Raw genomic sequence first — 12,573 nt, 5'->3', positions numbered from 1 at the left:
GTTCGGCGGCAGAGGTTTGCCGCAGCCAGGTAGTACGCACGAATAGTTGTCAGTGGTAACCGGACGTGATGCGCGACCGGGTGTGACAGCGGGTGGGGCCGATGCTGGTTCAGGGCTGCACCCGAGGTAAGGAGGGTTCGTCGTACGCGTCAGGGCCATGAAGTCGCGTGGGGCTCGGACGCCGACGGACAGCACGGACACGACAGAGGAAGTCAGAGGCAAGGGAGGGCATTACACCGTTGGATCGCCCGCTGCCGGCCGCATTCGTGCGCTGGGCGCGGACACCGCAGTTTCCATCGAACGAGAGGTGGTCTCCGGTCACGCTTATGCGATCCTCGCACCCGAAGCCTTCACTGAGGGCTGGTGCGGATACGACAAGCCGACGTTCTGTCGGTAGATGGTGTTCCTGACCCACAACCCTGGGCCCCGGTGCTTTCGAGCACCGGGGCCCTCGTGATGGAGGTTTCATGGCTCAACCCAGCGACATGCTCGACGACGAGGACTACCCCGCCTACACGATGGGCCGCGCCGCCGAGATCGTCGGCTGCTCGCAGGAGTTCCTGCGCCGGCTCGGCGAGGCGAAACTGATCGACCCGCAGCGCTCGAGTGGAGGGCACCGCCGCTACTCCCGCTACCAACTTCGCCTGGCCGCACGAGCCCGGGAGATGTGCGATCAGGGCACCGACTTGGCGTCGGCCTGCCGGATCATCATTCTTGAGGACCAACTCGAAGAGGCCCTTCGACACAATGGGCGCCGCCAGCAGGGCTGAGCGCAACTCGGGGCGGTATCCCCCCGAGGTCGACGCGAGCGCCACGGTCCCTCCCGTCAGGGCAGGGCCGTTTGTCGTTCGTGGGGCGCACGGTGCCGGCACGGCGTGTGCGCGCGATGGAAGATGCGCGATGCGTGGTACGAAGCGTCGGACGGGGTAGTGCCGCCGGCGAGACCCGCCTGGCTGAGCCGGACACCCGCGAGAGCGCCGTTACGGCAGAGGGCCGGTCAGGGCCGGCTGGGTGGGGCGCCGATGGCCATGACAGCGGTGTCGTCGGTGAGCCCGGCGCCGAAGGTGCCGAGCAGATCGGTGATGGCGGCGACGGCGTCGGCGGCGTTGGTAGGTGCCAGATGGGTGGCGAATCGGGCGAGGGCCGCCGTCCCGAAACGGCCATCGGCGGTCTCGCTGCTGGCAGGACGAGCCTCGGTGAGTCCGTCGCTGTAGAGGAGCAACGTGTCGCCGGGGTCCGCTATGACGGTCGTGTTGGTGTATTGGGAGGTCGGGAAGGCCCCCACGATGCGGCCCTTCGTGGACAGGTAGTGGACGGAACCATCGGCCCGCAGCAGCAGTGGCTCGGGGTGCCCGCCGCTGGCGATGACCGCGGTGAACCCGCCGCCAGCCGGTGTGGGTGTGAGGATGCCGAACACGACAGTGCAGTAGCGCGCGTCCTCGCGGTATTCCTGCCAGAGGACGGTGTTGAGGTTGTGCAGCGCGGCGGCAGGGTCCGGGTTGTAGACGGCTGCGGCGCGCAGCGTGTAGCGGGCCAGGGCCGTGACGGCTGCCGCTTCGACGCCCTTGCCGCTGACATCGCCGAGAAAGAATCCCCAGCGGCCGTCGTCGAGGGGGAACAGGTCGTAGAAGTCGCCGCCGACCTCGTCCGTGGAGGCCATCCGGTAGTACGCGGCGCTTTCCAGTCCGGGCGGGGTTTGCAGCACGGCGGGAAGCAGACTGCGTTGCAGTTTGCTGACGAGTTGCCGTAGTCGCTCGTCCTCGCGTTCCGCGGCTCTGCGGGCGTTGAGGAGCTCCCGTTCGTAGGCGCGGCGCATTCTGGCGTCGAAGATGGCCGTACGGATGAGTTGGGGTTGACCTTCGCTGCCTGCCTTGACGACAGAGGTGACGAGGACCGGCATACGGGAGCCGTCCTTGGTGCGAAGCTCGAGGGAGACACCGCCGACCTCGCCCAGCATGGCCAGTATCGGTGCGAAGTGAGTCTCGTGGTAAATCCGGCCCCCGCCGGTCAGAAGGTCGCTGAAGCGGCGCCGGCCGACGAGCTCCTCGCGGCGGTAGCCGAGCCATGCCAGCAGGGTGCCGTTGATCTTCGCGATGGTGCCGTCCAGGAGGGTGGACAGGTGCCCGCAGGGCACGTTCTCGTACAGGTCTTCGAGGTTGTCTTCCAGCAAGGCAGGGAACCCCACTTCGCCCGGCCGGGCGCTCCCGTCATCGCTCGGACCCGGAGCGTATGAATCACGCCCGGCAGTGGCGGTCATCGGTGGACGGCCGTGATGAACGACGTGATCGCCGCGGCCGTGGCCTCCGGCGCGCTCAACTGCGGGCAGTGCCCGGTCGCGTCCAGGGTGACCAGCCGACTTCCGGCGATCTGCGCGTGCACGAACGCGCCGACTTCAGGCGGCGCGATGGCGTCCCGGGCACATTGCAGGATCAGGGTTGGCACGCTCACCGCGGCGAGGTCGGCACGGTTGTCGGACAGGAACGTGGCGCGGGCGAACACCTGCGCCATCGCGGGATCCGTTCGGCAGAAGCTTGCTGTCAGCTCCTCACCCAGCTCCGGCCGCTCCGGATTGCCCATGATCACGGGTGCCATGCTCGACGACCAGCCGAGGTAGTTGCTGTCGAGTGACTCGAGCAACTCGTCGATGTCATCGCGAGTGAAACCGCCTCGGTAGCTACCGTCATCGATGTAGCACGGTGACGGGGTGACCAGGACAAGCGCGGAGAAGCGATCCGGCTCGCGGTTCGCCGCCAGCACTCCGATGCTCGAACTGACCGAGTGCCCGACGAAGATCGGCTGCTGGAGGTCCAGGTCCGCGCAGATGCTCAGCACATCGTCGGCGTACCCGTCCAGGGAGGCGTACCGGTCGGCGTCCCAGGCCGTCGGATCAGCCTTGCCTGATCCGACGTGGTCGAACAACACCACTTGGGCCCATTGTCCGATTTCTGCAGCGACGTGGCGCCACATGTGCTGATCGCAGCCGAACCCGTGTGCGAGCACAACGGTGGGACCGCCCTCACGACCGGCCACCACCACGTTGTTACGAGCCCGCACACGCATTCACCTATCCTCCACCACCCGCACCTCCGGACCAACTGCCCGCTCACCTGGGCGCACCTGCACCCTGCCGAACTTCGGCGTTGACGCAACCTGACGGTCCTCCGGACCCGTCGAGCTTGCGGAGAAGGGAGTCCCCATTGGTGGATGCCGAGCGTGAGTTCGTGGAGTACGTCTCCGCGAGACTGCCGAGCCTGCATCGGACCGCGTTCCTGATGTGCGGCGACGCCCACCTGGCCGACGACGTGGTGCAGCAGACGATCACGGCGCTGTACGTGAACTGGCGCCGGGTCAGTCGGGCCGACAACGTCGACGCGTACGTGCACCGGATGCTGGTGCACAAGCTCGTCGACGAGAAGCGGTTGAGCTGGGCGAAGGTCCGGCTGCTGGGGGCGATGCCGGAGCCGGAGCGCTCGCCCGTCACGCCGCACGACGGGCTGGCCGAGCGGGACAGCCTGCTCGCCGCGCTCGCCCACCTTCCCCGCGGCCAGCGCACCGTACTGGTCCTGCGGTTCCTGTGCGATCTGTCGCTGGCCGACACGGCCGCCGCGATGGGCTGCTCCGAAGGCAACGTGAAGTCGCAGACGGCTCGGGCACTGGTGGCGGTCCGCCAGGTGCTCGACATTACCGAGACGTCCGGGAGGAATCCGAGATGACCACGTTGGATGACCAGCGAATCGCCGCACTGCTGCAATCGGCGCCGGTTCCCGAGCCGCGGGTCGACGTGGGCCGCGCGATCCGCGACGGTCGGCGTCGCCGCCAGCGCCGCCGCGTTGGGGGCATCGCTGCGGTGACGGCGCTGGCCGGGATCGGCGTCGTGGGCGCCGTCCAGCTCGGTGGGGCCGCCGGCCGGCCGGCTCCGCCCACGCCGGCCCTCGCGACGTCACCGGCCGGGACCGTGTCGACCGCGCCGGGCCCGCCGGTCACCTGCGAAGCGTCGTGGTTGCCGCAGCCGGTCGACGGTCCGGTCGCGGTGGCGAACAGCGTCGACCCCACCGGGCGGTACATCGTCGGCGACGTCGGCACCGGGCAGGAGGACGGGCGGGTCGTGCTGTGGACCAACGGCCGGGCAGGCCTCCTGCCGGCCAGCGCGCGGCACGCGGCCGCGGTCAACGCTGGCGGCGACGTGGTCGGCACCAACGGCGACGGCACCGGCTGGGTCTACCGGGATGGGAGACTGCGTTTCCTGGCCACCCCGCCCGGCTACGACGCGGTCATCGTGCACGCGGTCAACGGCCGGGGCGACATCGCCGGCACCGCCACCGGAGCGGGCGACTCGCACCATGCCGTGCTGTGGTCGGCGGACCGCCCGCAGGAGTACCGGCTGGTCGGCCAGCCGGGATCCGCCGCGACCGGGATCACCGAGGACGGCACGGTCGTCGGCGCGATGGGCCAACTGCCCTACCGGTGGACGCCGCAGGGCAGCGGGGCGGCGCTGGCGGTGCCCGACGGCTACCCGCGCGCCTCGGTCGACTCGGCGCACGGCGAATGGGCGATCGGCATGGTCCCCGGCGCCCAGCAGGGCGGTGCCGTGCAGATGCTGCCGGTACGGTGGAATCTCACGACCGGGGCGGTGAGCGTGCTGCCGTTCCCGGGGGCGACCGGGATCGCCAGCAACGGCGACCTGCTGGTCGGCGACGGTGCCCCGCTGGTCGTCGCCCCGGACGGCACGTCCCGCCGGTTGCCGGGCCGGCCCGAGGTCCGCGCGACCGAGGCGGGCACATACACGGCCAACGGGATCAGCGACGACGGTCTGACCGTTGTCGGCGCCGTCTACGAGAACGAGGTGTACCGGCCGCTGGTGTGGCGCTGCCGCCGCTGAGGGTCGCGCGCCCGGTCCCTGTCGCTGGCGCCGGGCACCTGTCCGCTGGCGGCGGCCGGGAATCGAGCACGTCTGGTACCGCCTGTGGCAGCATCGGGACGTGTGACACGGCCAGACCCTTCCGTCCAACAAGGGGAGATGTATGGCACTGGGGCGAGTGCTGGTGATCGGTCTCGATCCCGTCCGGATCCCTGGCTGGGACCCTGAGCCGGTCGTAGCGGCGATCGCACGCGGTCAGGCTCGTTTCGGTGATCATGGCATCGAGGCGGACATGTGCCTGGTGGTACCCGACGAGAACGCCGAGGGGACGATTGTCGAGGCGTTGACCGGGAGGGACTACGCCTGCGTGGTGGTGGGGGGTGGTATCCGCAAGCATGAGCCGCTGCTCGAGTTCTTCGAGAAGGTGGTCAACCTTGTTCGGCAGCATGCTCCCCGGGCCGCCATCGCCTTCAACAGCAGCCCTGAGGACACTGCCGAAGCCGCACTGCGCTGGCTGCGGTAGGCCAGCCAGGTCACAGCGCCACGCGGCCATCTCCCGCGCCGTCGCCGCATTCCGGGCTGGTTGCGATTGCCGCGATGGCGGCCAGCGGCCGATGAGTGCCGTCGCTGGGCCGTTGCAGGCGCTCGACCTCGGTGAAGCCCGCGCGCGTCAGTCGCTCGGAGATCTCGTCGACGGGCCAGCGATAGGCGGTCGTGACCTTGTGGTCGAAGGCCGCGACCTCGTCGCCGTCGAAGAAGCCCAGCACCAACGTTCCGGACGGGGCCATGGCCAGCCGGAACTCGGTGAGCACCCCGTCGAGGTTCTGCGGCGGTAGGTGGATCAGCGAGTACCAGGCCAGAATGCCGGCGACGGAGTGGTTGGCGACAACGAGGCTTTCCATCGACCCGAGGTGGAACTCAACGTCTGGGTGGGCCGCCTGCGCATGGGCGATGAACTCGGGGACCATGTCGATCCCCGCTGCGTCGACGCCCAACGAGCGAAGGTGACCGGTGATGTGGCCGGGCCCGCAGCCCAGATCGAGGACCCTGCCGGATCGGCCCGCCAGATGCCGCCCGATGAACGCGAGGTCGTCGGCATGTACCTGCTGGCTCGTGCCGAACAGCTTGATGTAGAGATCCGCGACGGACGTGTACGCCTGCCGGACCTGGTCCAGGTTCACCGCGTGACTATATGCGCGACCTCTGCCGCCGACGAGGCGCGGCGACTCCTGTCACTTGCCGCCCGTGGGGAGCGAGGATGTGACGACGCCGCCAAGGCGTCGCTCGGGCTCTCGTCCCGGACGTACGCGACCTTGACGCGCTCGCGTCGGCGCCGACCCGCGGACGTCCGTTGCACGACCTCGGGCCCGGGGCGCAGCGCGACGACCGGCGCGGGTCTACGGGCGCCGGTCAGGTCCACATGGGTCGGTGACGATCAGCCTTGAAAAGCGGGCCCGGGCCGGCTCCGGCGCTCCGTCGTGGTGCGACGGCAGGGGACAAAGCCGACCCGGTGCTCACCGGCGCTACACCCTCCGCTGCGGCCGCGGATCAGTGCCGAACATGCGAGCGGCGATCTCGCCAGCGGCGAACCCGCCGATGCCGGCGCTCGCGACGGCCTCCGTGAGAGTGGCGCCCTGCAGGTAGATCACCGCGCCGAACGCGGTGACGGCGAATGCCACGACGATCGTGGGCAGCGGACCGGCGTCGGCGACGATGCGCCGCGCGACCTGGCCGCCGATGAGGGCGAGACCGCCCGCACCGATCAGCGATTCCTGCAGGGTGTGACCGGTCAGCAGGAGCCCGGCAGCACCGCCGAGCACCAGAACGACAGTGGCAACCGCGGCCCAGGTGCCGCTGCTGCGCTGGACCGGCGTGTTCCGACCCGACACCGAGTCGCGAGGCGACAGGTCTTCTGTGCCGGCAGGTGGTTCCGCCATACTGGCCATGTGGGTCCCCCTCGGGGTTCCAGGAGGGGCGTCTACCTCGATCGTGAGCGCGAAGCGGTAGACGCCCCTGAACCTTGCCGACGTGATTGCGTCAGCGTAAAAATGGCACCATGTCGAGTGGATCTCCAGTAGACGTGCAAGTTCGTGGATGCGGACTTCCCGGCGCCCGGAGCCCAGGTCGGAAGTTCCCCGCAGTGGGATGATCGAGAATTTCGCCTCGGTCTCGTCGTTGACCTGTCAGAACCTCGTTGTCGGCGATCCCACCCACCTGATCATGACGGCCGTATTCCCCGTGCCCGGAATTCTGAGAAGGACTCACTTCTCTCTGTCGGGAAGTGCTGCTTGTCGTCCAGCTGGTCAGCGCCTCGTCGGCGTCAACTTCCCCAGAGGATGGATGTTGTCCCTTATGCGCTGATCGATGCGCACACACACTTCCTTGTAGCCGGAAGTTGACTGCCTTCATCCGGATCGCCCCTGTAGACATACGGTCGTGAACACCCTGAGGCGGTCCGCCAATCCCTTGAGCAAGGCGCTCCGCGAGCTCATGGAGAGTCGCCATGGCAAGGGGTACGGCTCGATGCGGCGCCTGGCGGACAAGGTTCAGGAAGCTACCAAGAGATCAGATCCGTACAAGACGATCAGTCGCCAGCTCGACGGCACGCCCAAATGGCAGCTCGTTGAATGGGTTCTCGATCACTGCGCGCCGGATGACGCCGAGGAGGGCTGGCGCGACCACCAGGTCGAACGCCTTGCCGGCATCTACTACTCGGTGCACGAGGAACGACCGCCTCGCTATACCGGAAAGCTGATCGTCGATGGGGCGACGGTGGAGGACGCGATCTCCTCACCGGAAGAGGCTCGTGACCCCACCACTCAGGTCATGCTGCTGCAGCAGGAGATCGCCCGGCTTCAGGAGAGCTTCGAACGCGGTGAGGCGCTCTCCGCCCGGCTTCGTGATCAAGTTGCCGTCCTCCAGGGCCAACTCGATTCGATCCAGAGGGACTACACCACCCTTCAGTCGGCTCACGACCTCATCCGTCAGACGAAGCAGGAACTCGACGGGCTGGTCTCCACGCTTCAGGAGCGCGTCCGCATCGCCGAGGAGACTGCTGAGTCGCTTGAGCGACGCGTACGCAACGCCCACGAAGAGGCGAACTTCAGCCAAGCGGCTCTTGAGCAGAAGAAGCGCGAGCACGAGGAGCTCGAGCAGCGCGAGTTGCAGACACGTGTGGATCTCGCCGAAGCGCGCGACGTCGCTGACAGGCGCTACCACGAACTCGATCGCTACCGGCAGGAGTCCGACGAGGCTCAGCGACGACTCCGCAACCAGATCATCGGCCTGCAGCGGGACATGATCGAAATCCGTGAGCGGTTTCAGGGGCTCGACTCCCGAGCGTCGAACCCACCGTCGCCCTCGTCCCGACCTCCGGTAGCCGATACTCCGGCCTCGTCCCGGCCCCCGGTAGCCGATTCCCAGGAACCTCGGCAGCCGGGTCACGGTGGCAAACGGGGACCTGAGTACAACTGGATGCTCGACGACGACCAGAACCTCTTCAGCTGACGACCGGACGGCGCCGGGCGCCGGCATTCGTCGCGGACGCGGCTGGTGAACGACTCGACGTAGCCGTCGCGCCAGGGCTTGCCGAGTGGGATGACGTGCGCCCACGTTCGTCTGGCCAGGGCGTCGCGGCCCGGCAGCGGCTCTTGCCGAGATCCATTCACGAGCGTAGGAAGAACAGCACCGCCCACCCACCACCGGCGGCCCCTGCGTCGATTCACCGTCCAGCGTCGAAGGAGATGCGTGTGACCACCTCCAGACGGCTCCGTCTCGCCGTGTCCGTGCTGGTGACCGCGGGCGCCGTCCTGCTCGGCCCGGCGGCCGCCGCGGCACCGCCCGCGGCTTCCGCACCGGCCGGGCACCGGGCCTGCGACCCGATCGACCCGACGGCCTGCCTGCTGCCGTTCCCGAACGACTACTTCACCGTGCCGGACCGGACCAGCCCGACCGGCAAGCGGGTGCGCTTCGCGGCCTCCGCGATGCCCGCCAACGTGCAGGGGACCCCGATCGACCCGACGGAATGGAACCGGCAGGACGGGTTCAGTCCCGGTTCGCCGATCCTGGTGCGCGTGCCCGGCCTCGACGCCAAGGCGACCGGGATCGCGCCGGTCACCGACATCGGCCGCTCCCTGGCGCCGGACGCGCCGGTCGTGCTGCTCAACGCCCGGACCGGCAAGCGCACGCCGTACTGGGCCGAGTTGGACGCGCACGCCGCCGACCAGCCCGACCGGCAGCTGTTGATCATCCGGCCCGCGGTGGCGCTGACCGAAGGAACACGGTACGTCGTCGGCCTGCGCGGCCTGCGCGACCGCAACGGGAAGCTGATCCCGGCGCCGAAGGCGTTCACGGCGTACGTGACCGGTGCCGGCCTCGGCCATCGGGACAGTCGCGTGCCGCAAATGAAGCGGATCATCGCCGACCTGACCAGGGCCGGCGTCAAGCGACACAGCCTCTACCTGGCCTGGGACTTCACCGTGGCCAGCCGACAGGGTCTGACCGGGCGGATGCTGGCCATCCGCGACGGCGCGTTCGCCGCCCTCCGGCGGGCCGCACCGTCGTTCACCGTCACCCAGGTGACCGACTACCCACCGGAGCAGGAGCCGCTGATCGCCCGGCAGGTCACCGGCACCATCGGCGTGCCGTCCTATCTGACCGGCGACGGCGGGCCCGGCTCCCGGCTGCACTACGGGCCGCCCGGCGGCGGCACCCCACCGACGCCGAACGCCCTGCCCACGCCGTCCGGCGCGACGGTGGCGGCGGACTTCGTCTGCAACATCCCGCGCAGTGCCTCCGCCGCGAAACCGGCGCACCTCTCGCTCTACGGCCACGGCCTGCTCGGCAGGCCGACCGAGATCAACGCTGGCAACGTCAAGACGATGTCGAACACGTACGACTTCACCTTCTGCGCGACCAGCTGGATCGGCATGGCCGCCGCCGACGTCCCCTACGTGGCCGGCTCCTTCACCGACCTCAGTTCCTTCCCCGCCGTGGTGGACCGGTTGCAGCAGAGCTACCTGAACTTCCTGTTCCTCGGCCGCGCGATGATCCACCCGGGCGGCTTCGCCGCCCACCCGGCGTTCCGGGACGCCACCGCACGGCCCCTGATCAACGTGGCCGGCGGGCTGCACTACGACGGCAACAGCCAGGGCGGCATCAACGGCGGCGCGCTCACCGCCATCGCCCAGGACTGGACCCGGTCGGTGCTCGGCGTGCCCGCGATGAACTACTCCACGCTGCTGCAACGCAGCGTGGACTTCGCCCCGTTCCAGACGATCATGGACGGCTACTACCCCGACAAGGCCGACCAGCAGCTCATCCTCGCGCTGCTGCAGATGTTGTGGGACCGGTCCGAGGCCAACGGGTACGCCCAGCACATGACCGACCGGCCGTTGCCGGGCACCCCGGCACACCAGGTGCTGATGCACGTGGCCTTCGGCGACCAGCAGGTCTCGCCCGCCGCGGCGGAGGTCCAGGCGCGCACCATCGGCGCACGCCTGCACACCCCCGCGCTCGCCGACGGCTGGTCCCTGGACGTGCGGCCGTACTGGGGCATCGCGCCGATCCGCAGCTACCCGTACACCGGCTCGGCGATCGTGATCTGGAACAGCGGCGCCGCGTACGCGCCACCGCCGACCAACCTCGCCCCCGCCGGGCCGGAGTACGGCGACGATCCGCACGAGTTCCCGCGCGCCCAGGCCGGGGCCCAGAAACAGAAGGCGGTGTTCCTGCTCACCGGCAAGGTCATCGACGTCTGCGCGCGGACGCCCTGCCCGTGACGCGGTAACCGGTCGCGCCGGAGGGGCCCGCCGGGATCACCATCCCGGCGGGCCCGCGCGCTCTGGCGCGGTACGGACCGTCCCCGACGTTGACGCTCACCGTCAGCCGGTCGCGGGGGATCGGACACCGGGTGCCGGATGGTCGCGTATCTCCAGACGCGGCCAGTCGGCGAGGTCCCGCAGCAGTTGCCGGTCGTGCGTGGCGACGACGACGGCCGCGCTCGTGTCGCGGATCGCGTCGGTCAGCTCGTCGACCAGCGCCGGCGACAGGTGATTGGTCGGCTCGTCGAGCAGGATCAGCCCGGGCAGCCCGGCCAGCGCCAACGCCAGGTCGAGGCGCCGCTGCTGCCCCTGCGACATGCGCCCGACCGGCATGCGCATCGCGTCGGGGTCCAGGAGCCCGAGCGCCCCGAGCGGAACGGCGTCGGCGTCATGCAGCGCCCCGCGGGCAACGAGTCGTCCCACGTGGCGGGCGTGCGCCTCCCGGGCGGTTAGCCCCGGGTCCTGCTCGGCGGTCTCCTGGGTGATCCAGGCGACCCGCGTCCCCTTCGCCCTCCACAGGTGCCCGTGCGTGGGCTCGAGCGCCCCGGCCAGCACCGCGAGCAGCGTGGACTTCCCGGCACCGTTCGGTCCGGTGACGAGCAGCCGGTCGCCCCCGTCGAGAGTGAGGTCGACGGGACCGGCCAGCCGCCCGCCGACGGTGAGGCCGTGCGCCCGCAACTGCGGCGTACCCGGCCGGACACCCAGGTCCGGCCACCGCAGGGCCGGCGGCGGCTCCGGCACGTCGATCCGGTGCGCGTCCAGGGCCTCTTGCTGCCGTCGGAAAGCCTGTACGACGCCCGGCGCGCGGGACTGGCGCTGGTGCCTGCCAGTTCCCTTGTCCGGCCGCCAGCCGGTGGAGAGCCGGTCGCGGGCCTTCGACACCGCGTCCTGCAGCCGCCGGTGCTCGGCCTGCTGCTTCTCGTAGTCCTGCTCCCAGCGCTCACGCTCGCGACGCCGGGCGTCCTGCCACGCGTCGTACCCGCCGGCGTACGGCCGTGGCTTCCCGTCACGGGTCGGGTCGAGGTCGAGGAACCGGTCCGCGACGTCGTGCAGCAGTGCGCGGTCGTGGCTGACGACGGCCAGGCCGCCGTTGTGCTCGCCCAGGCTGCGGGTGAGAAAGTCCAGCCCACCGGCGTCGAGGTGGTTGGTCGGCTCGTCGAGCAGCAGAATGTCATGTCGCGCGCCCAGCAGACACGCCAGCCGTACCCGGTACCGCTGCCCGACGGACAGCATCGACAGTGAGCGGCTCCGGTCCGTACAAGCGCCAAGGGCTTCGAGCGCGACGTCGACCCGGCGTTCGGCGTCCCAGGCGTCGAGGCGGGTGGCGGCGTCGAGCGCGGCGGCGTAGCGATCACTGGCAGTGGGGTCGCCCTCGGTCACGGCGAGGGTCGCCTCCTCCAGCGCGGCGAGGACCGCGACCGACTCAGCCAACGCCGCGGATGTCAGGGTGCCGACGGTCTCACCATCCCGGGCGGACAACTCCTGTCGGGCCAGGCCGATCGTGCCCGCCCGGTGCACGGTGCTCTCGTCGGGCGCAATCAGCCCGGCGAGGACGTGTAGCAGCGTCGTCTTGCCCCGGCCGTTCTCGCCGACGACGGCGATCCGTGACCGGGCGGAGACGGTGACCGAGACGTCGTTCAGGACACGCCGGGACCCGCGGGTGACGGTGACGCTCTCGACGCGGACATGTGCGCTACCGCCCGCCTCGACGGGCAGGGACATGGTTTCGAGGATCGGGTTGAGGTTCAACGGTGCTCCGCAGCTCGCAGTGGAGCCGGGCAGCAGCAGGCGGCCGCCCGGCGGGAACCGGGACGGCGAGCGCGAACTCAGCAGAAGGAAGGCGCCGCCGTCAGCGGGCGGAGCGGACCTTCTGCGACCAGATACCTCGTGCCA

The 12,573-nt window shown here is 69.9% G+C and carries 11 protein-coding genes; 6 read left to right on the top strand and 5 right to left on the bottom strand.

Annotated features, from left to right (window positions below; all coding sequences use genetic code 11):
* The first annotated feature begins 467 nt into the window (after nucleotides 1-467).
* The gene (locus tag DKT68_RS08010; RefSeq protein ID WP_109816772.1) at nucleotides 468-770 is read left to right on the top strand and encodes a MerR family transcriptional regulator; all 303 of its coding nucleotides are present in this window, start codon (nucleotides 468-470) and stop codon (nucleotides 768-770) included.
* Between the two features lie 227 nt (nucleotides 771-997).
* Here the strand turns inward: DKT68_RS08010 and DKT68_RS08005 are convergent, their stop codons facing one another.
* Together DKT68_RS08005 and DKT68_RS08000 are read right to left on the bottom strand one after the other, a co-directional pair.
* The gene (locus DKT68_RS08005) at nucleotides 998-2,170 is read right to left on the bottom strand and encodes a SpoIIE family protein phosphatase (protein WP_236646782.1); all 1,173 of its coding nucleotides are present in this window, start codon (nucleotides 2,168-2,170) and stop codon (nucleotides 998-1,000) included.
* Nucleotides 2,171-2,253: 83 nt separating this feature from the next.
* Nucleotides 2,254-3,060, bottom strand: a complete 807-nt coding sequence (locus DKT68_RS08000; RefSeq protein ID WP_109816770.1) for an alpha/beta fold hydrolase — start codon at nucleotides 3,058-3,060, stop codon at nucleotides 2,254-2,256.
* 140 nt (nucleotides 3,061-3,200) lie between these two features.
* Between DKT68_RS08000 and DKT68_RS07995 the strand changes: the two genes are divergently transcribed.
* From DKT68_RS07995 to DKT68_RS07985, 3 genes are all read left to right on the top strand, one after another.
* Nucleotides 3,201-3,713, top strand: a complete 513-nt coding sequence (locus DKT68_RS07995) for a SigE family RNA polymerase sigma factor (protein WP_330848931.1) — start codon at nucleotides 3,201-3,203, stop codon at nucleotides 3,711-3,713.
* Nucleotides 3,710-4,879, top strand: a complete 1,170-nt coding sequence (locus DKT68_RS07990) for a hypothetical protein (RefSeq protein ID WP_109816768.1) — start codon at nucleotides 3,710-3,712, stop codon at nucleotides 4,877-4,879. The genes DKT68_RS07995 and DKT68_RS07990 overlap by 4 nt, the downstream gene beginning before the upstream one ends.
* Nucleotides 4,880-5,021: 142 nt before the next feature.
* Nucleotides 5,022-5,381, top strand: coding sequence for a hypothetical protein (locus DKT68_RS07985; protein WP_109816767.1), 360 nt, complete (start codon nucleotides 5,022-5,024; stop codon nucleotides 5,379-5,381).
* 10 nt (nucleotides 5,382-5,391) lie between these two features.
* Here the strand turns inward: DKT68_RS07985 and DKT68_RS07980 are convergent, their stop codons facing one another.
* Both DKT68_RS07980 and DKT68_RS07975 read right to left on the bottom strand, forming a co-directional pair.
* A complete protein-coding gene (locus tag DKT68_RS07980; RefSeq protein WP_109816766.1) occupies nucleotides 5,392-6,039 on the bottom strand; it encodes a class I SAM-dependent DNA methyltransferase in 648 nt (215 codons plus the stop codon).
* A 342-nt stretch (nucleotides 6,040-6,381) separates the two neighbouring features.
* Nucleotides 6,382-6,804 (bottom strand): hypothetical protein, encoded by a 423-nt coding sequence (locus tag DKT68_RS07975; RefSeq protein ID WP_146218313.1) that lies wholly within the window; start codon nucleotides 6,802-6,804, stop codon nucleotides 6,382-6,384.
* A gap of 490 nt (nucleotides 6,805-7,294) precedes the next feature.
* Between DKT68_RS07975 and DKT68_RS07970 the strand changes: the two genes are divergently transcribed.
* Both DKT68_RS07970 and DKT68_RS07965 read left to right on the top strand, forming a co-directional pair.
* On the top strand, nucleotides 7,295-8,365 hold the full coding sequence (locus tag DKT68_RS07970; RefSeq protein ID WP_109816764.1) for a hypothetical protein: 1,071 nt from the start codon (nucleotides 7,295-7,297) through the stop codon (nucleotides 8,363-8,365).
* Between the two features lie 242 nt (nucleotides 8,366-8,607).
* The gene (locus DKT68_RS07965; protein ID WP_109816763.1) at nucleotides 8,608-10,638 is read left to right on the top strand and encodes a hypothetical protein; all 2,031 of its coding nucleotides are present in this window, start codon (nucleotides 8,608-8,610) and stop codon (nucleotides 10,636-10,638) included.
* Nucleotides 10,639-10,740: 102 nt separating this feature from the next.
* Here the strand turns inward: DKT68_RS07965 and DKT68_RS07960 are convergent, their stop codons facing one another.
* Entirely contained in the window at nucleotides 10,741-12,402 is a 1,662-nt protein-coding gene (locus DKT68_RS07960) for an ABC-F family ATP-binding cassette domain-containing protein (RefSeq protein WP_201748946.1), read from the bottom strand.
* Nucleotides 12,403-12,573: the final 171 nt, after the last annotated feature.

Source organism: Micromonospora acroterricola (assembly GCF_003172955.1).
Classification (GTDB): domain Bacteria; phylum Actinomycetota; class Actinomycetes; order Mycobacteriales; family Micromonosporaceae; genus Micromonospora; species Micromonospora acroterricola.
Note: the sequence above shows the minus strand (reverse complement) of the source record. Positions and strands in the feature narration are given on the sequence as shown.

What these genes read in the sequence shown, in the direction of transcription:
- DKT68_RS08010 (WP_109816772.1), top strand. Translation starts at nt 468, where the DNA reads ATGGCTCAACCCAGCGACATGCTCGACGACGAGGACTACCCCGCCTAC.
- DKT68_RS08000 (WP_109816770.1), bottom strand. Translation starts at nt 3,060, where the DNA reads ATGCGTGTGCGGGCTCGTAACAACGTGGTGGTGGCCGGTCGTGAGGGC.
- DKT68_RS07990 (WP_109816768.1), top strand. Translation starts at nt 3,710, where the DNA reads ATGACCACGTTGGATGACCAGCGAATCGCCGCACTGCTGCAATCGGCG.
- DKT68_RS07985 (WP_109816767.1), top strand. Translation starts at nt 5,022, where the DNA reads ATGGCACTGGGGCGAGTGCTGGTGATCGGTCTCGATCCCGTCCGGATC.
- DKT68_RS07975 (WP_146218313.1), bottom strand. Translation starts at nt 6,804, where the DNA reads ATGGCCAGTATGGCGGAACCACCTGCCGGCACAGAAGACCTGTCGCCT.
- DKT68_RS07960 (WP_201748946.1), bottom strand. Translation starts at nt 12,402, where the DNA reads ATGTCCCTGCCCGTCGAGGCGGGCGGTAGCGCACATGTCCGCGTCGAG.